Genomic DNA, 18,971 nt, shown 5'->3' with positions numbered 1-18,971 from the left:
GCGATTCTTGTCCTCAATCGCCGGACGGGCTCAAATTGAGCCCGTCCGGCGATTGAGGACCGGGGTCCGGGGCGGAGCCCCGGTCACACCGGCCGCAGCCACACCGTCGCCAGGGGCGGCAGCGTCAGGGTCACGCTGGCCGGGTGGCCCTGGTGGCGGACCGGGGAGGACTTCACCGGGTCCTCGTTCGTGACGCCGCTGCCGCCGTACCGCAGGGCGTCCGTGTTGAGGCACTCCTCCCACACCGTGTCCGCCGCCGGCACCCCCAGCCGGTAGCCGTGGCGCACCACCGGCGAGAAGTTGCTGACGGACAGCAGGGGTGAGCCGTCGGCCGCGAAGCGCAGGAAGGCGAAGACGTTGTCCTCGTGCGCATGGCCCTCCACCCACCGGAAGCCCTCCGGCACCGTGTCGCACTCCCACAGCGCCGGGGCGGCGCGGTAGCGCGCGTTGAGGTCGCGCACCAGGTCCCGTACGCCCCGGTGGTCGGCCTCCGCGGAGTACGAGGGGTCCAGCAGCCACCAGTCGGGGCCGTGGCCCTCGGCCCATTCGGCGCCCTGGGCGAACTCCTGGCCCATGAACAGCAGCTGCTTGCCGGGATGGGCCCACATGAAGCCCAGAAACGCGCGGTGATTGGCGCGCTGCTGCCACCAGTCGCCCGGCATCTTGGAGACCAGGGACCGCTTGCCGTGCACGACCTCGTCGTGCGAGATCGGCAGTACGTAGTTCTCGCTGTAGGCGTAGACCATCGCGAAGGTCATCTCGCCGTGGTGGTACTTGCGGTGGACCGGCTCCTTGGAGACGTACTCCAGCGAGTCGTGCATCCACCCCATGTTCCACTTCAGCCCGAAGCCGAGGCCCCCGAAGCCGCCCGGGCCCACGTGGTGGGTGGCGCGGGTGACGCCGTCCCAGGCGGTGGACTCCTCGGCGATCGTCACGATGCCGGGGCAGCGGCGGTAGACGGTGGCGTTCATCTCCTGCAGGAAGGCGACCGCGTCGAGGTTCTCCCGGCCCCCGTGCTCGTTGGGCGTCCACTGGCCCGGCTCGCGGGAGTAGTCCAGGTAGAGCATCGAGGCCACGGCGTCCACCCGCAGGCCGTCGATGTGGAACTCCTGGCACCAGTAGACGGCGTTCGCCACCAGGAAGTTACGGACCTCCTTGCGCCCGTAGTCGAACTCCAGCGTGCCCCAGTCCGGGTGCGCGGCCCGCAGCGGGTCCTGGTGCTCGTACAGCGGGCGGCCGTCGAACTCGGCCAGCGCCCAGTCGTCGCGCGGGAAGTGCGCCGGCACCCAGTCCATGAGGACCCCGATGCCCGCCCGGTGCAGGGCGTCGACCAGGTACTTGAAGTCGTCGGGCGTGCCCAGGCGGGCGGTCGGCGCGTAGAAGCCGGTGACCTGGTAACCCCACGAGCCGCCGAAGGGGTGCTCGGCGACCGGCATCAGCTCCACGTGCGTGAAGCCGAGGTCCTTGACGTACGCGGGGAGCTGCTCGGCGAGCTGCCGGTAGGTCAGCCCGGGGCGCCAGGAGGCCAGGTGCAGCTCGTAGACGGAGAAGGGCGCCTGGTGTACCGGGCGCGCGCCGCGGCCCTCCATCCATGCCGAGTCCCGCCACAGGTGGTGCGAGGCGTGCACGATCGAGGCGTTGGCCGGCGGCACCTCGGTGCGCCGGGCCATCGGGTCGGCCCGCATCGTGTGCGAGCCGTCCGGGCGGGTGAGCTGGAACTTGTACAGCGCCCCCTCGCCGACGCCCGGCACGAACAGCTCCCACACGCCCGTGCCGCCCAGCGAGCGCATCGGGTACCCGGTGCCGTCCCAGTAGTTGAAGTCACCGACCACCCGCACGCCCTGGGCGTTGGGCGCCCAGAGGGTGAACCGGGTGCCGGCGACGCCCTCGTGGGTCATCGGCCGGGCGCCCAGCGCCCGCCACAGCTCCTCGTGCCGGCCCTCGCCGATGAGGTGCAGGTCCAGCTCGCCGAGGGCGGGCAGGAAGCGGTACGGGTCGTCGGCCTCCAGCTCGGCGTCCTCGTAGGCGACGGCCAGCCGGTAGCCGGCCGGGACCTCGCTCAGCGGCAGCACGGCGCCGAACAGCCCGTCGCCCTCGTCGTACAGCTCCGCGCGCAGCCCCCGGGCGGTGACCGCCACCGAGCGCGCGTACGGGCGCAGGGCGCGGAAGGCGATCCCGCCCGGTACGGGATGCGCCCCCAGCACGCCGTGCGGGTCGTGGTGCGCGCCGCGCAGAAGACGGCCGCGCGTGGCGTCGTCCAGCGGGTCGGCGGGGCGTACGGTCCCGGCGCCGGATGCGCCGGATGCGCCGGATGCGCCGGATGCGCCGGATGCGGCGGTTGCGGCGGGCACCGCACGGGACGCGGGCACCGGGGGGGCGGAAGCGGGAGCCGGTGCGGGAGCCGGCGTGGGTGCGGAAGCGGAAGCCGGTGTCGGTGCCGGCTCGGGTGCCCGCGAGGGCCGGGGGAGGGCCTCCGCCGCGCCGCGCGGCGGAGGGCCGGTGGCCGGGCTCGCGGTCGGGCTGACAGACGGGCCGGTGGGTGGGTCAGTGGGTGGGTCAGCGAGTGGGCCGACGGTCGGGCTCGCGGTCGGGCCGGCGGTTGGGCCGGCGGACGGGTTCACAGACGGGCCGGCGGGCGGGTCAGCGGCCGGGCTCGTGGTCGGGTCGGCGGATGGGCCGGTGGCCGGGTTCGTGGTCGGGCCGGTGGGTGGGTCAGCGGACGGGCCGGTTGGCGGGCTCGCGGACGCGCTCGCGGAGGGGTCGGTGGCCGGGTCGGCGGGCGCGCTCGCGGGCGGGTCGGCGGGCGGCGACTGTGCGGGCCGGCCGGGTAGGAACGTCGCGGGAACGCCTCCGCCTCCGCGGGGCGCCGGCGGTGGACTGGTCGGCGGTCGTGCTGTCACTGGGTGGTCCTCCGGGTTCGGGATCCGGTCGGCGTCGACGTCATACGGCCGCCCCGCCCGTGGCCCGGTGGCCCTCCGCGAGCCGGCGGATCGCGGACATCGGGACGGAGAGCCAGTCCGGCCGGTGGCGGGCCTCGTAGAGCACTTCGTAGACGGCCTTGTCCGTCTCGTGCGCCCGCAGCAGCCGGGGGTCCTCGCGCGGGTCGTGGTGGACGGCGGCGTAGCCCTCGCAGAAGGCGTCGCGGGTCCGCTGCGCCCAGTCGGTGCCGGCCGCCCGGCCCACCGCCGCCGCGTAGTCGAAGGAGCGCAGCATGCCGGCGATGTCCCGGGCGACGGGCTGCGGGCGGCGCCGCTCGGCCAGCGGGCGCGCCGGCTCGCCCTCGAAGTCGATGAGGGACCAGCGCCCGTCGGCGGCCGTGCGCAGGGCCTGGCCCAGGTGCAGGTCGCCGTGGATGCGCTGGGCCCGCCAGGTGCGGCCGCCCCGGCCGAGCGCGGCGAGCTCCTCGTAGGCGGCGCACAGCGCGTCCCGGTACGGGAGCAGGGCGGGCACCGCGGCGACCGCGGCGTCGAGGCGGCGGGTCATGCCGGCGGCGAGGTGTTCGAGCTGGGGGCGGCGCAGGACGACGGTGGGCAGTGCCTCGGCCAGCGCCAGATGGACCTCGGCGGTGGCGTGGCCGAGGGCGCGCGCGGAGGAGGTGAAGTCGGCCTGCACGGCGAGGGCGCCCAGCGCCAGCTGCCAGCCGTCGGCGGAGCCGGGCAGGAAGGGCTGGAGCACGCCCAGCGTCATGGGGTCGCCGGGGCCGCCGTTGCCGGTGGCCCCCGACAGGCCGGACAGGTCGGCCTCGAACCAGGCGGCCGGCGCCGGCACGCGCGAGCAGTCGGTGTTCGCGAGTGCGCGCGGCAATTCCAGGTCGGGGTTGGTGCCGGGGCCGACCCGGCGGAAGAGCTTGAGGATATACGTTTCGCCGTACACGGCCGAGGAGTTGGACTGCTCGGCGCCCAGCAGCCGGGGCGTGAGACCCGGCGAAATGGCCGCGTCCGGTTCACGGGTGAAACGCAGCGGGCCGAGCCGCCCCGGTACCCGCAGCCGCTCCAGGAGCAGGGCGGCCAGGCGGGGGTCGGCGAGCCCTTCGTAGACGGTGCGGCCGCGCAGCGGGCCGCCGGCGGGCCGGCCGATGAGCGCGGGCGCCAGGTGCGGGGGCAGGACGTCCTGCACGCCGAGCAGCAGCTGGTAGCAGTCCTCGGCCGGGGCCGGGTGTCCGGCGGCGGCCGGCTGCTGGGCGCGCAGGAGCAGATGGAGCAGGCCGGGGGTCGTGCCGCCGTAGGGGCGGGGCAGCAGTTCGGTGGCCGCGACGAGCGTGAAGCCGGTGATGGGGCGGCCCTTGCCGGCGAACCAGCGCTGCCGGGGCAGCCACTCGACGAGGAGGGGTGCGAGCGAGTCGAGCAGGTGCGCGCCGGAGCTCTCCGCGGCCCCGGGGCCCGCGGGGGCGGTCGAGGGCGTCGAGGGGCCCGGGGCCGGCTCCCGGTGCGCGGTGGTCTCCCGGCGGGGCGGTGCAGCGTCCGACATGCGTCGCGTCCTTTCCCCGGGGCACACGACAGATTGGGCAAAGTGTCCCGGATTGCGGCTATGGCCAGTGCGCGGTGCGGGACGTGTCGGGCGAGGATCGTCCGTACGGTCAGCGCCTGCGGCCCCTGTGTGCGGTCTCGTGCGGCTGCCGCGGTCGCTCACCGCGGCCCGTGCGTACGTGCAACCGTGCAATCCGTGCTGTCATGCGGGGTCCGTGCGGGTCCCGGCGGACCCGAGCGGATCCGTACCGCGCGGGCGGCCGCTGCGGGCCGACCGTGCGCAGTAGTACCGGTGCCCAGGGTCCGGCGGAGGAAACCGCCCGGGCGCGGCCGGCCTGAACGGCCGTCCGCGCGCGGAGCGCGATCAGGGGGTCGAGGACGGGGCGTTGCGGCGCAGCCGGAACCAGTAGAAGCCGTGGCCGGCCAGGGTCAGCAGGTAGGGCAGCTCGCCGATGGCCGGGAAGCGGACCCCGCCGATCAGCTCGACCGGGTGGCGGCCGTTGAACGACCTCAGGTCCAGCTCGGTCGGCTGTGCGAAGCGCGAGAAGTTGTTCACGCACAGGACGAGGTCGTCATCACCTTCCCCTGTGGGGGCTTCCCGGAGGAAGGCGAGCACGGCCGGGTTGCTCGACTGCAGTTCGGTGTACGAGCCGAGCCCGAACGCGTGGTTCTGCTTGCGGATCTCGATCATCCGGCGGGTCCAGTGCAGCAGTGAGGAGGGGCTGCTCATGGCCGCCTCGACATTGGTGACCTGGTAGCCGTAGACCGGGTCCATGATGGTCGGCAGGTACAGCCGGCCCGGGTCGCAGGAGGAGAAACCGGCGTTGCGGTCGGGCGTCCACTGCATGGGGGTGCGCACCGCGTCGCGGTCGCCGAGCCAGATGTTGTCGCCCATGCCGATCTCGTCGCCGTAGTACAGGATCGGCGAGCCGGGCAGCGACAGCAGCAGGGCCGTGAAGAGCTCGATCTGATTGCGGTCGTTGTCCAGCAGGGGCGCGAGTCGCCGCCGGATGCCGATGTTGGCGCGCATCCGGGGATCCTTGGCGTACTCCGCCCACATGTAGTCGCGCTCTTCGTCGGTGACCATCTCGAGCGTGAGCTCGTCGTGGTTGCGCAGGAAGATGCCCCACTGGCAGCGCGAGGGGATGGCCGGGGTCTTGGCCAGGATCTCGGAGACCGGATAGCGCGACTCCCGCCGCACCGCCATGAAGATGCGCGGCATGACGGGGAAGTGGAACGCCATATGGCATTCGTCGCCGCCGCCCTCGAAGTCGCCGAAGTAGTCGACGACGTCCTCGGGCCACTGGTTGGCCTCGGCCAGCAGCACGGTGTCCGGGTAGTGGGCGTCGATCTCGGCGCGCACGCGCTTGAGGAACTCGTGGCTGCGGGGGAGGTTCTCGCAGTTGGTGCCCTCCTCGGCGAAGAGGTACGGCACCGCGTCCAGCCGGAAGCCGTCGATGCCCAGGTCCAGCCAGAACCGCAGGGCGGCCAGGATCTCCTCCTGCACGGCCGGGTTCTCGTAGTTGAGGTCCGGCTGGTGGGAGAAGAAGCGGTGCCAGTAGTACTGCTTGCGCACCGGATCGAACGTCCAGTTCGAGGTCTCGGTGTCCACGAAGATGATGCGCGCGTCCTGGTACTGCTTGTCGTCGTCGGCCCATACGTAGTAGTCGCCGTACGGGCCGTCGGGGTCGGTGCGGGACTGCTGGAACCAGTCGTGCTGATCGCTCGTATGGTTCATGACAAAGTCGATGATGACGCGCATGCCGCGCGTGTGCGCGGCGTCCACGAACTCCACGAAGTCCGCGAGGTCACCGAACTCCGGCAGCACCGAGGTGTAGTCGGAGACGTCGTAGCCGCCGTCCCGCAAGGGGGACTGGAAGAACGGCGGCAGCCACAGGCAGTCGACGCCCAGCCACTGCAGATAGTCCAGCTTGGCCGTCAGTCCCTTGAGGTCGCCGATGCCGTCGCCGTCGCTGTCCTGGAAGGACCGTACGAGGACTTCGTAGAAGACGGCGCGCTTGAACCAGTCGGGATCCCGGTCCTTCGCGGGTGTGTCCTCGAAGGTGTCCTGGACGGGCTCATTGACGATCATGGTGTGGGTGACCCTCCGATCGGTGAGGACGGTCGCAGCGAGAACACGTGCGCGGGCGCCATGGAACGGCCCGGCTCGAGGCGCACATAGTTGTCCCTGCCCCAGTGATAGGTCTCTCCGGTGAGCTCGTCGCGCACCGGGACGGACTCGTGCCAGTCGAGGCCGAGCTCCGGCATGTCCAACGAGACCGTCGCCTCCTGGGTGTGGTGGGGGTCGAGGTTGACGACCACCAGGACGCAGGAGGAGCCGGAGCGCTTGGAATAGGCGATGACGGCGTCGTTGTCCGCGTCATGAAAGCGCAAATTCCGCAACCGGCGCAGGGCGGGCTGACGGCGCCTCAGCCGGTTGAGCGCCGTGATCAACGGGGCGATGCTGCGGCCCTCGCGCTCCGCCGACTCCCAGTCGCGCGGCCGCAGTTCGTACTTCTCCGAGTCCAGGTACTCCTCGCTGCCCTCGCGCACCGGGGTGCTCTCGCACAGCTCGTAGCCGGCGTAGACGCCCCAGGTGGGCGACAGCGTCGCGGCGAGCACGGCACGGATCTCGAAGGCGGCCCGGCCGCCCTGCTGGAGATACGCGTGCAGGATGTCGGGGGTGTTCACGAACAGGTTCGGGCGCATGCAGGCCGCCGACTCCCGTGACAGCTCCGTCAGATAGTCGGTGATCTCGTGCTTGGTGTTGCGCCAGGTGAAGTAGGTGTACGACTGCTGGAACCCGATCGCGCCCAGGGTGCGCATCATGGCGGGCCGGGTGAAGGCCTCGGCGAGGAAGACGACGTCCGGATCCGTGCGGCCCACCTCGGCGATGACCTTCTCCCAGAAGAGCACCGGCTTGGTGTGCGGATTGTCGACACGGAAGATCCGTACCCCGTGCGCCATCCACAGCCGCAGCACGCGCAGCGTCTCCGCGACCAGCCCGTCGAAGTCCTCGTCGAAGGCGAGGGGATAGATGTCCTGGTACTTCTTCGGCGGGTTCTCGGCATAGGCGATCGAGCCGTCGGCGCGGTGGTGGAACCACTCGGGGTGCTTGCCGACCCACGGGTGGTCGGGGGAGCACTGCAGCGCGAAGTCGAGCGCCACCTCCATGCGCAGCTCCCGGGCCCGCGCCACGAAGCGGTCGAAGTCCTCGAACGTGCCCAGGTCGGGGTGGACGGCGTCGTGCCCGCCGTCGGCGGAGCCGATCGCCCAGGGGCTGCCCACGTCGTAAACCCCCGCGCTCAGCGCGTTGTTGGGGCCCTTGCGGTAGGAGGTCCCGATGGGGTGGACGGGTGGGAGGTAGACGACGTCGAAGCCCATGGCCGCCACCGCCGGCAGGCGCTGGGCGGCCGTGCGGAACGAACCGCTGCGCGGCGGGCGGCCCTCGCGCAGCAGCGCGCCCTCCGACCGCGGGAACAGCTCGTACCAGGAGCCGAACAGGGCCCGTTCGCGCTCCACGAGCACCGGCACCGGCCGTGAGGCGGTGACCAGCTCGCGCAGGGGATGGCCGGTCAGGGCCGCCGTGACCTCCGGGGCGAGGGCGGCGGCGAGCCGGTCCGCGGCCGGCCGCGTCCCGTCGCGCAGCGCGTCGACGGCGGCCAGCACCGCCTCCCGGCCCCCGTTCTTCGGCACTCCGGCCGCGGCGCGTTCGTACAGCAGCGCGCCCTCCTCCAGCACCAGGGCGCTGTCGATCCCCGCCGGAATCTTGATCTGCGCGTGCTCCCGCCACGTGGTGACCGGATCCCCCCACGCCTCCACCGCGTACGTCCAGCGGCCCTCCCGGTCGCAGGTGACCTCCGCGCCCCAGCGGTCGGTGCCCGGCGCCAGCTCGCGCATCGGCGTCCAGGGCCCGCACCGGCCGGCGGGGCCGCGCAGCACGACGTTCGCGCCGACCGCGTCGTGGCCCTCGCGGAAGACCGTGGCGGTGACCTCGAAGGTCTCACCCGCCACCGCCTTGACGGGCCTTCGGCCGCAGTCGACGAGCGGTCCGAGGTCCAGGACGGGGATACGACCGATCATGGGATCACCTGGAGAATCGACGGGACCCTGGGCAGGTCTGGGGAGTTCTGTACTTTCTATCTGTTCCGTCGGCAGTCGGCGGGGTGCGGGCATGACTGCTCCTGTCCGCATTCACTCGGGTGGGCTGACGAGAGAAATCCAAACTCAAGGTCGCGCGGGAGGGGAGAAAACCGGGCAGGGGGAACGGGGACCGTGAGCAGCGCGGCGGATGGGCGGCTGTGCATACCGGGTGAGCTTTCCCACCGGTCCCGCCCGGGCATGCCCGGACCGTATGAACTACTCGTGCGTAGCCCCCGTGGCACCGCGTGCGGAGGCCGGCCGTTCCTCCGTCACCCGTACGGAGTCTGCTCGACGGGCCGATCGCGTGCAATGTGACGAAAGGGGGTAATCGGCGGCCGGACGGGGGAAGGGGCGCCCGGCACCGCCTTCGAAGGTCGTAGCGGCATTTGGCCTTGGACAGTGCTGCTGTACGCGCGGCGTAATTCTGCCTAGTACATTCTGCTGCGCGTCTCTTCCGGCGATGACACCAGCCGCTCTCTTCGCCCGGCCAACCCGCCCGCCGCGCCCAGCAGTCGCAGCGCCGCCTCCGACGCCGAACCCGGCTCCGCACTGAAGGCGATCACGCCCTGGCCCCCGGTGTCCGGCAGCCGCATCATCTCGAACGACAGCTCGAGGGCCCCCACCACCGGGTGATGGAAGGCCTTCGTCCCCGACGTGCAGTCGCGCACCGGATGGCGCGACCACAGCGCCGCGAACTCCTCGCTCTTCATGGTCAGCTCGCCGATCAGCTCCGCCAGCCCCCGGTCCTCCGGGTGCTCGCCCGCCGCCAGCCGCAGCGCGGACACCGCGCGCCGCGCCTCCGTCTCCCACCGCGGATACAGCTCCCGCGCGTGCGCGTCGAGGAAGAGCAGCCGCTGGGTGTTGGGACGGTCGGCCGGCCGGTCGGGGCTGTCCGCGTCGAGGTGGCCCGCGAGGAGCGCGTGCCCCAGCGGGTTCCAGCCCAGCACGTCGAAACGGTGGTCGACGATCACCGCCGGCACCGCGGACATCGCCGCCACCAGCTGTCGCACCCCCGCCCCGGCCGTCGCCGGACGGGGCGCGCGGCGGCGCGCCGCCCGCCCCGGACGGGCCAGGTTCCGCAGGTGCCGGTGCTCGTCCGCGCTCAGCCGCAGCGCCCGGGCGATCGCGTCCAGCACCTCGTCCGAGGCGCCCGCCGCCTGCCCCTGCTCCAGCCGCGTGTAGTAGGCCACGCTCACACCCGCCAGCTGCGCCAGCTCCTCCCGCCGCAGCCCCGGCACGCGCCGCGTACGGCCGTACGGGACCAGCCCGACGTCCTCGGGCCGCAGCGCGGCACGGCGGGTGCGCAGGAAGTCGCCCAACTCGGCAGGAGTGTCCATGCGTCACAGTCAACATCAGCCGATCACCCTCTGCCTGACCCTGTCAGGGACAGGAACGGTGGTGACGGGTCAGGCAGAAGGGGGCACTTGTCCGCTTGGGGGCGAATGGCGGGCGCCGCGCCGCTAACGTCGGGGGAGTGAAGGCCATTCGTCGATTCAGCGTGCGTCCCGTCCTTCCGGAGCCCCTACGACCGCTTCAAGAGCTGGCGCGCAATCTGCGCTGGTCCTGGCACCCCGAGACCCGCGAACTGTTCCAGTCCGTCGACCCCGAGGGGTGGCAGGCCGCCGGAGGCGACCCGCTGCGGCTGCTGGGTTCCGTGTCCGCCACCCGGCTGGCCGCCCTCGCCGAGGACCGCCGCTTCCGCCGGCGGCTCGCGGCGGCCGCCGACGATCTGCACGACTATGTGACCGGCCGCCGGTGGTATCAGGACCAGCCCCCCGGGCTGCCCGCCGCCGTCGCCTACTTCTCCCCCGAGTTCGGCATCACCGCCGCCCTGCCGCAGTACAGCGGCGGCCTCGGCATCCTCGCCGGGGACCACCTGAAGTCCGCCAGCGACCTCGGCGTCCCCCTCGTCGGCGTCGGACTGCTCTACCGCCACGGCTATTTCCGGCAGTCCCTCTCCCGCGAGGGCTGGCAGCAGGAGCACTACCCCCTGCTCGACCCCAACGAGCTCCCGCTGTCCATGCTCCGCGAGCCCGACGGCACGCCCAGCCGGGTCACCCTCGCCCTCCCCGGCGGCCGCTGCCTGCGCGCCTCCATCTGGAAGGCCCAGGTCGGCCGGGTGCCGCTGCTGCTCCTCGACTCCGACGTGGAGGACAACGGCCCCGGCGAGCGCGACGTCACCGACCGGCTCTACGGCGGGGGCAGCGAGCACCGGCTGCTGCAGGAGATGCTGCTGGGCATCGGCGGGGTGCGGGCCGTGCGGACGTACTGCCGGCTGACCGGGCACCCCGAGCCGGAGGTCTTCCACACCAACGAGGGCCACGCCGGCTTCCTCGGCCTCGAACGCATCCGCGAACTGGTCGAGGTGGGCGCCGACTTCGACGCCGCGCTGGAGTGCGTGCGCGCCGGCGCCGTCTTCACCACCCACACCCCCGTCCCCGCCGGCATCGACCGCTTCGAGGGCTCCCTGGTCGCCCGGCACTTCGGCGAGGACGGCGAGCTGCCCGGCATCGACGTCGGGCGCGTGCTGGAGCTGGGCCGGGAGGACTACCCCGGCGGCGAGCCCAACCTCTTCAACATGGCCGTCATGGGCCTGCGCCTGGCCCAGCGCGCCAACGGCGTCTCCACCCTCCACGGACAGGTCAGCCGGGAGATGTTCGCCGGGCTGTGGCCGGGCTTCGACGCCGAGGAGGTGCCGATCACCTCCGTCACCAACGGCGTCCACGCCCCCACCTGGGTGGCCCCCGAGGTCTTCCGGCTCGGCGCCCGGCAGATCGGCATGGCCCGCGCCGAGGACGCGCTGTCCGTCGGCGGCTCCGAGCGCTGGGACTCCGTCGCCGACATCTCCGACGCCGACATCTGGGAACTGCGCCGCACCCTGCGCGAACAGCTGGTGGAGGAGGTACGGGAGCGGCTGCGCGCCTCCTGGCGGGCGCGCGGCGCCGGCACCGCCGAGCTCGGCTGGATCGACGGCGTCCTCGACCCGGACGTCCTCACCATCGGCTTCGCCCGGCGCGTGCCCTCCTACAAGCGCCTGACGCTGATGCTGCGCGACCGCGAGCGGCTCACGGAGCTGCTGCTCCACCCCGAGCGGCCGATCCAGATCGTCGTCGCGGGCAAGGCCCACCCGGCCGACGACAGCGGCAAGCGGCTCGTCCAGGAGCTCGTCCGCTTCGCCGACGACCCGCGCGTACGCCACCGCATCGTCTTTCTGCCGGACTACGGCATGGCGATGGCCCAGAAGCTCTACCCCGGCTGCGACGTCTGGCTCAACAATCCACTGCGCCCACTCGAGGCGTGCGGCACCTCGGGCATGAAGGCCGCGCTCAACGGCTGTCTGAACCTCTCCGTCCTGGACGGCTGGTGGGACGAGTGGTACGAGCCGGACTTCGGCTGGGCCATTCCCACCGCCGACGGCACGGGCATGGACGAGGACCGCCGCGACGACCTGGAGGCGACGGCGCTGTACGACCTGCTGGCACAGCGGGTGGCGCCGCGCTTCTACGACCGGGGCACGGGTGGACTGCCGGGCCGCTGGATCGAGATGGTCCGCCGGACGCTGGCCACGCTGGGGCCCAAGGTGCTCGCCGGGCGCATGGTCCGCGAGTATGTGGAACGGCTGTACGGGCCGGCCGCCGAGGCGCAACGGGCCCTGGACCCCACGGCGGCACGGGAGCTGGCCGCCTGGAAGGCGCGGGTGCGCTCGGCGTGGCCGGCGGTGGCCGTCGACCATGTGGAGGCGGTGTCGGACGCGCCCCTGAACGGGACGGCCGAGCTGGGCTCCACGGTCTCGCTGCGGGTGAGCGTGACGCTGGGCGAGCTGGACCCCTCGGACGTGGAGGTGCAGGCCGTCGCCGGGCGGGTGGACCAGGCCGACCGGCTGACCCGCACGGTCGCCTTCCCGCTCAAGGCGACCGGCGCCCCGGGGCTGGACGGCCGGCGGCTCTACGAGGGCCCGCTCACCCTGGACCGCACCGGCCCCTTCGGCTACACCGTGCGCATCCTGCCCGCCCACCGGCTGCTGGCCGACGGGGCCGAGCTGGGGCTGGTGGCGGTGCCCCCGCAGGCCGCGGGAGAGGCGGCCGGGGTGCTGATGCGCTGAGCCGGACACGATGAGACGCCGTCCGGGGGAGAGGAGCTCACCCCGGACGGCGCCCGGTTCAGATGGTGGTGCGGGACGTCACCCGGTCAGAAGCTGAGCTTCCAGCCGTTGACGGTGCCGTCGTCGTTGGCGTAGACGTCCTGGACCTGGAGCTTCCAGGTGCCGGTCGCGGAGACGCCGGAGGCGTCCACGGTGTAGGTCTCCTTGACGTCCGCGTCGGAGTCCCAGGCGTCGGAGTCCTTCAGGTTCCAGGTCTTCCCGTCCGGGGCGACCAGGTCGATCTTGAGGTCACCGCGGTAGGTGTGCGTGATGTCCACGTCCACCTTCAGCGCCGCGGAACCGTTTCCGCTGCGGCTGACCACGATCGGCGAGGTGACGGCGGAGCCGGCGTCCGGGATCGCGACCGGGGTGCGGTTCTCGAAGACGCTGCCGCCGCCGGAGGTGTTCACGGTCCACTTGAAGGAGGCGGTGGCCGTCTTGCCCGCGGCGTCCTTGACCGTGACCGTCACATTGCTGGTGCCGGTGGTGGTCGGGGTGCCGGTGATCAGGCCGGTCGAGGAGTTGATCGACAGCCCGGCGGGCAGGCCGGTGGCCGAGTAGGTCAGGGCGCCCGTGGTGGTGCTGGTCGCCTTGATCTGCAGGGAGACGGCGGTGTTCACGATGGAGGTCTGGTCACCGGGGCTGCTGACCGAGACGCCGCTGGCGACGCGGCTGCCGACGTTGATGGCCGCCCAGGCGTTGGCCGTGTTGTTGTACGTCGCGCTGCCGACGCCGAAGAGCTCACCGGCGGCCCACAGCGTCGCGTCGCGCGCACCGGCGTAGTTGGTGTTGGACTGCATGCGCTGGGACAGCGCCTTGAACCAGATCTTCGCGGCGTTGTCGCGGCCTATGCCCGTCACCGGCAGGCCGTCGGAGGTCGGGGAGTCGTACTTGACCTTGTTGATCTCCTTGGGGCCGCTGCCCTCGGAGGCCAGGTAGAACCAGTGGTTGGCCGGGCCCGAGGAGTAGTGCACGTCGATGGAGCCGAGGCCGGAGTACCAGGCGTCCTTCGACCTGCTGTCCTTGCTGGGCTTGTCCATGTAGCGCAGCGGGCTGCCGTTGCCGTTGATGTCGATCTTCTCGCCGACCAGGTAGTCGCCGACGTCGTTGGGGTTGTTCGCCCAGAACTCCACGGCCGCGGCGAAGATGTCGGAGGTGGCCTCGTTCAGGCCGCCGGACTCGCCGCTGTAGGTCAGGTTGGCGGTGGCCGAGGTGACGCCGTGCGTCATCTCGTGCGCGGCCACGTCGATCGAGGTGAGCGGCTTGGCGTTGCCGGAGCCGTCGCCGTAGGTCATGCAGAAGCACTGGTCGGACCAGAAGGCGTTGACGTAGTTGTTGCCGTAGTGGACCCGGCTGTACGCGCCCTTGCCGTCGCCCTTGATACCGCTGCGGCCGTGCACGTTCTTGTAGTAGTCCCAGGTCAGCTGGGCGCCGTAGTGCGCGTCCACGCCGGCCGTGGCCGGGTCCTTGGTGGTGCCGTCGCCCCAGATGTCATCGGAGTCGGTGAAGAGGGTGCCGGTGCCGGAGGAGCCGCGGTTGAGGTTGTAGGTCTTGTGGCCGCCGCGCGTCCCGTCGGTCATCGTGTACGACGGGGTCGTACCGATGGTGACCTGGCCGCTGTACTGGCTGTTGCCGGTGCCCTGCTTGACGCCCTGGAACTCGAAGAGCTTCTTGCCGGTCTTCGCGTCCGTGATGACGTGCAGCTCGTTCGGCGTGCCGTCGTGCTGGAGGCCGCCGACGACGGTCTCGTAGGCGAGGACGGGGGTGCCGCTCGCGGCCCAGACGACCTTGCGCGGCGCGCTCTCGGCCTTGGTGGCCTTCGAGCCCTGCGCCTGCGCGGCCTTGACCGCGTCCTTCTCGGCGGTGGCGGCGGCGAAGGACGGGGCCGTGCTCGCCACCGCCATGCGCGCCTTGGTCGCCTTGGCCACGGACTTGACCTGGCCGCCCTTGGTCGCGTCGACCACGAGGTCGCCGCCGAGCACGGGCAGGCCCTCGTAGGTGCGCTCGTAGCGGGTGTGCAGCGTGCCGTTGACGTCCTTGCTGACGTCGCGGACGACCAGCTGCTCCTTGGCGCCCAGGCCGAGCGACTTGGCGGTCTCCGCCTTGGTCGCGTTGGCCTCGCGGATCAGCTCCGCGCGCTGGGAGGGGGAGAGCTTCGCGGGGAGGGCGCCGGGGTCGGCCTTGGCCAGGACCGGCCGGCCCTGGCCGGACCGGGTCTCGTCCGGGCCCGCGCTGGCGGAGCCGGCCTGTACGCCTACGGCGAGCATCGCCGTGACGGCGACGAGCGCGCCGGTGGCGACGGCGCGGCGATGGGGGGTGGGTCTCACACTGACTCCTTCTGCGGTGGCCACCTCGAGGTGGGTGTGGCCGGTGGGCTACCGGGCGGCGAGATGGCCGTCCGGGCAGAGCACGGCAGAACAAATGGAGAAAGGGGGGAAATGTGTTATCGATCCGGGCGCGGGTGAGGTGGGAAAAGTGGGGGGCCTTCCGTGCCGGTCGTGGTGAAGAGTCCCACCGCCGCGAGGTGGGTGTCAGGAGCGCGTCAACAAGTTGGCCGGAAAATGTCCGTTGGCCAAAGATCGATGTCCGTATAACGGGCGCTCAGACCAGGCTGTCCCGCCAGGCCCGGTGCAGGTCAGCGAAGCGTCCGGCAGCCGCGACGAGTTCGGCCGGAGTGCCGTCCTCCACCACACGGCCGTCGGCCATCACCAGCACCCGGTCGGCGATCTCCACGGTCGACAGCCGGTGTGCGATGACCATCGCCGTCCGCCCCCGCAGCACCGTGTGCATCGCGCGCTGCACGGCCCGCTCGCCGGGGATGTCGAGCGAGGACGTCGCCTCGTCGAGGATCAGCACGCCTGGGTCGGCGAGCAGGGCCCGGGCGAAGCCGACCAGCTGGCGCTGGCCCGCGGAGATGCGGCCGCCGCGCTTGCGGACGTCCGTGTCGTAGCCCTCGGGCAGGGCGCAGATGAAGTCGTGCGCACCGATGGCCTTGGCCGCCCGCTCGATCTCCGCGCGGGTCGCCTCGGGGCGGCCGACGGCTATGTTGTCGGCGACGGTGCCGGAGAAGAGGAACGCCTCCTGCGTCACCATCACCACCCCCCGCCGCAGCTCGGGCCCGGCGAGCTCGTGCAGCGACACGCCGTCGAGCAGGACACGGCCCTCGGTCGGGTCGTAGAAGCGCGCCAGGAGCTTGGCGAGCGTGGACTTCCCGGCGCCCGTCGCGCCGACGACCGCCACCGTCCGCCCGGCCCGCAGGGTCAGGTCGAAGCGGGGCAGCACCTCGCCGCCCGTGCGGTAGGCGAACCGCACCCCCTCGAAGGCCACCTCGCGGCCGGGGCTGCCGGCCGGGCGCGCCGGCAGCCGGCGGGGCGCGGCGGGCTCGGGCACGGACGGCTCCATGGCGAGCAGTCCCGCGATCTTCTCCAGCGACGCGGCCGCCGACTGGTAGGAGTTGAGGAACATCCCGAGCCGGTCGATCGGGTCGTACAGCCGGCGCAGGTACAGCACCGAGGCGGCGAGCACGCCCAGGCCGAGGCCGCCGGAGGCCACCCGGTGGGCGCCCCACACCGTGATCGCCGCGACCGAGGTGTTGGCCACGAGCCGGGAGGCGAGGACGTAGTGGGCCATGGCCAGCGTGGTGGCGGTGTTGGCCCGCCGGTGCGTGCGGTTGAGCTCCTCGAAGTGGGCCTCGTTGGCCGCCTCGCGGCGGAACGCCTGGACGGGCCGGATGCCGTTCATCGTCTCCGTGAACTTCACGATGACGGCCGCGATCGCCGTGGAGCGCCTGCGGTGGACGATCAGGGAGCGGCGCCGGTAGGAGCGCACGAGCAGGGACAGCGGGCCGAAGGAGAGCAGGGCCGCGGCCCCGATGCCCCAGTCCAGGTACAGCAGCGTCGCGCTGACGTAGAGCACGGACAGGGCGACGGCGATGAGCTCCTGCAGGCCGTCGCCCAGCAGCTCGCGGATCGACTCGACGTCGGTGGTCGTACGGGAGATCAGCCGGCCGGAGGTGTAGCGCTCGTGGAAGTCCACGCTGAGGGCCTGGCCGTGGCGGAAGATCCGGGCGCGCAGGTCCAGCAGGGCGTCCTGGCCGACGCGGGCCGACAGCCGCACGAACGCCAGCTGCAGCAGCCCGGAGGCCAGCGCGCACAGCGCATAGCCGACGGCGACGGCGACCAGGGGTCCGTTATCGCCCCGGCGGACGGCCGGCACGCCGCGGTCGATGGCGTACGCGACGAGCAGCGGGCCCGCCTGCACGGCGGCCTGCTGGAGCAGCAGCAGAACGGCCGCCAGCCGCACCTTCCCGCGCGCGGGGGCCAGCAGGGAGCGCAGCAGCGCGCGGGAGGCGCCCTTGGGGGTGGGCAGCACGTCCCGGTCGAAGGAGTCGGGGTCGCTCACGAGGCACGCTCCGGGCCGGACATGAGGGTGGCGTACTCGCGGTTGCGGTGCAGCAGTTCCTGGTGGGTGCCGACGGCGGCGATGCGGCCCCGCGAGAGGAGTGCGACCCGGTCGGCGAGCAGGACCGTGGAGGGGCGGTGCGCGACGACGAGGGCGGTGGTGGTCGCCAGCACCTCCCGCAGGGCCGCCTCGACCAGGGCCTCGGTGTGCACGTCGAGGGCGGAGAGCGGGTCGTCGAGGACGAGGAAGCGGGGCCTGCCCACGACCGCGCGGGCCAGGGCGAGCCGCTGGCGCTGGCCGCCGGACAGGCTCAGGCCCTGCTCGCCGACCTGGGTGCGGTGACCGTCGGGGAGGTCGTGCACGAAGCCGGCCTGCGCGACGGCCAGGGCGCGCAGCAGGTCCTCCTCCCCGGCGTCCGCGGCGCCCATCAGGACGTTCTCCCCGGCGCTGGCGGAGAAGAGGGTGGGCTCCTCGAAGGCGACGGAGACCAGCTCCCGTAACCGCCGGCGGGGCAGCGAGGCGATGTCCCGGCCGTCGAGGGTGATCCGGCCGGCGCTCACCTCGTGGAGGCGGGGGACGAGGGCGGTGAGGGTGGTCTTGCCGCTGCCCGTGGCACCGACGAGGGCCATGGTCTCGCCGGGCCGGATGTGCAGATCGACGCCGCGCAGCACGGGCGGCTCGCCCGGGGGCGCGTCGGGATACCGGAACCCGACCCCTTCGAGCCGGAGCCCGCCCTCACCGTTGGGGCCCGCCTGCCGGACGACCGTGGCCGCCGTACCCGCCGTGTACGCGGCCTCGGCCGGCTCGGCGTCCATGACCTCGAAGAAGCGGTCGGTCGCCGTCGCCGACTCGTTCGTGATGGCCAGCAGGAAGCCGATCGACTCGACCGGCCAGCGCAGGGCCAGGGCCGTCGACAGGAACGCCACCAGCGTGCCCGCCGACAGCTCTCCGCCGGCCACCTGGGCCACGCCCAGCACCAGCGCCGCCCCCACCGCCAGCTCGGGCAGGATCACCACCACCGCCCAGAGCGTGCCCAGCAGGCGCGCCTTGCGCAGCTCCGTCTCCCGCACCCGGGCCGAGAGCGCGGCGAAGGTCCGCTCCTGGCTGCGGTGCCGGCCGAAGCCCTTGATGACGCGGATGCCGAGGACGCCCTCCTCGACGACCGTCGTCAGATCGCCGATGCGGTCCTGGGCCGAGCGGGCCGCCCGGGAGTAGCGCTCCTCGAAGACGGAGCACAGCACGATCAGCGGCACCACCGGCGCCAGCAGCACCAGGCCCAGCGTCCACCGCTGCTGCAGCAGGATGACGAAGCCCACCACGATCGTCACGCCGTTGACCAGCAGGAAGGTCAGCGGGAACGCCAGGAAGATGCGCAGCAGCATCAGATCGGTCGTGGCGCGCGAGAGCAACTGCCCCGAGGGCCAGCGGTCGTGGAAGGAGACCGGCAGCCGCTGCAGATGGCGGTAGAGCGCCGCCCGCATGTCCGCCTCGACCCGCGCCAGCGGCCGTGCCACGATCAGCCGCCGCAGCCCGAACAGCCCGGCCTCCGCCGCGCCGAGCAGCAGCACCGCCAGCCCGCCCAGCCACACCCCCGACGGGTCGCGGTCGGCCACCGGCCCGTCCACCATCCACTTCAGGGTCAGCGGGACGAGCAGGCCCAGGCACGAGGCCAGCACCGCCGAGAGCGCGGCGACCGCGAGCCGGCCACGCACCGGGCGTACGTACGGCCACAGGCGTAGCAGCGAACGCACCGCCGAGCGGCGCTCGGGTCGACGAGACACTTCACGGGTCGCGGTCGTCACGGGGGGAGACTACGGTCC

Annotated in this window: 9 protein-coding genes; 1 reads left to right on the top strand and 8 read right to left on the bottom strand. The window is 72.7% G+C overall.

Annotation, left to right across the window (positions count from 1 at the left end; genetic code table 11):
- Window positions 1-83: 83 nt before the first annotated feature.
- The 5 genes from glgB to AB0G59_RS25795 all read right to left on the bottom strand — a co-directional run bounded on the left by glgB (window position 84) and on the right by AB0G59_RS25795 (window position 9,946).
- Window positions 84-2,351, bottom strand: a complete 2,268-nt coding sequence (glgB, locus tag AB0G59_RS25815; protein WP_360916081.1) for a 1,4-alpha-glucan branching enzyme — start codon at window positions 2,349-2,351, stop codon at window positions 84-86.
- 589 nt (window positions 2,352-2,940) lie between these two features.
- Complete coding sequence (locus AB0G59_RS25810; protein WP_360916078.1) at window positions 2,941-4,467, bottom strand: maltokinase; 1,527 nt, start codon at window positions 4,465-4,467, stop codon at window positions 2,941-2,943.
- A gap of 363 nt (window positions 4,468-4,830) precedes the next feature.
- Window positions 4,831-6,558, bottom strand: coding sequence for a maltose alpha-D-glucosyltransferase (treS, locus tag AB0G59_RS25805; protein WP_360916075.1), 1,728 nt, complete (start codon window positions 6,556-6,558; stop codon window positions 4,831-4,833).
- Window positions 6,555-8,549 (bottom strand): alpha-1,4-glucan--maltose-1-phosphate maltosyltransferase, encoded by a 1,995-nt coding sequence (locus AB0G59_RS25800; protein WP_360916073.1) that lies wholly within the window; start codon window positions 8,547-8,549, stop codon window positions 6,555-6,557. Before AB0G59_RS25800 ends, treS begins: the two co-directional genes overlap by 4 nt.
- A gap of 488 nt (window positions 8,550-9,037) precedes the next feature.
- A complete protein-coding gene (locus AB0G59_RS25795) occupies window positions 9,038-9,946 on the bottom strand; it encodes a helix-turn-helix transcriptional regulator (protein ID WP_360916071.1) in 909 nt (302 codons plus the stop codon).
- Window positions 9,947-10,083: 137 nt separating this feature from the next.
- On the opposite strand from AB0G59_RS25795, the gene glgP reads away from it, so the two are divergent.
- Window positions 10,084-12,711: an alpha-glucan family phosphorylase gene (gene glgP, locus AB0G59_RS25790; RefSeq protein WP_360916069.1), complete on the top strand. Its 2,628-nt coding sequence runs from the start codon at window positions 10,084-10,086 to the stop codon at window positions 12,709-12,711.
- An 86-nt stretch (window positions 12,712-12,797) separates the two neighbouring features.
- On the opposite strand, the gene AB0G59_RS25785 is transcribed toward glgP, so the two are convergent.
- The 3 genes from AB0G59_RS25785 to AB0G59_RS25775 all read right to left on the bottom strand — a co-directional run bounded on the left by AB0G59_RS25785 (window position 12,798) and on the right by AB0G59_RS25775 (window position 18,953).
- The gene (locus tag AB0G59_RS25785) at window positions 12,798-15,077 is read right to left on the bottom strand and encodes a M4 family metallopeptidase (protein ID WP_360916066.1); all 2,280 of its coding nucleotides are present in this window, start codon (window positions 15,075-15,077) and stop codon (window positions 12,798-12,800) included.
- Between the two features lie 274 nt (window positions 15,078-15,351).
- Window positions 15,352-17,151, bottom strand: coding sequence for an ABC transporter ATP-binding protein (locus AB0G59_RS25780; RefSeq protein WP_360916063.1), 1,800 nt, complete (start codon window positions 17,149-17,151; stop codon window positions 15,352-15,354).
- Window positions 17,148-18,953, bottom strand: coding sequence for an ABC transporter ATP-binding protein (locus AB0G59_RS25775; RefSeq protein WP_360916060.1), 1,806 nt, complete (start codon window positions 18,951-18,953; stop codon window positions 17,148-17,150). Before AB0G59_RS25775 ends, AB0G59_RS25780 begins: the two co-directional genes overlap by 4 nt.
- Between the last annotated feature and the right edge of the window lie 18 nt (window positions 18,954-18,971).

It is taken from the genome of Streptomyces sp. NPDC021096 (assembly GCF_040641275.1).
Lineage (GTDB): Bacteria > Actinomycetota > Actinomycetes > Streptomycetales > Streptomycetaceae > Streptomyces.
The sequence above is the reverse complement of the archived record's forward strand: the minus strand, read 5'-3'. Positions and strand labels throughout refer to the sequence as shown.

Excerpts from the sequence above, each read along its gene's own strand:
- AB0G59_RS25810 (WP_360916078.1), bottom strand. The coding sequence starts at position 4,467 with ATGTCGGACGCTGCACCGCCCCGCCGGGAGACCACCGCGCACCGGGAG.
- AB0G59_RS25795 (WP_360916071.1), bottom strand. The coding sequence starts at position 9,946 with ATGGACACTCCTGCCGAGTTGGGCGACTTCCTGCGCACCCGCCGTGCC.
- AB0G59_RS25800 (WP_360916073.1), bottom strand. The coding sequence starts at position 8,549 with ATGATCGGTCGTATCCCCGTCCTGGACCTCGGACCGCTCGTCGACTGC.
- treS (WP_360916075.1), bottom strand. The coding sequence starts at position 6,558 with ATGATCGTCAATGAGCCCGTCCAGGACACCTTCGAGGACACACCCGCG.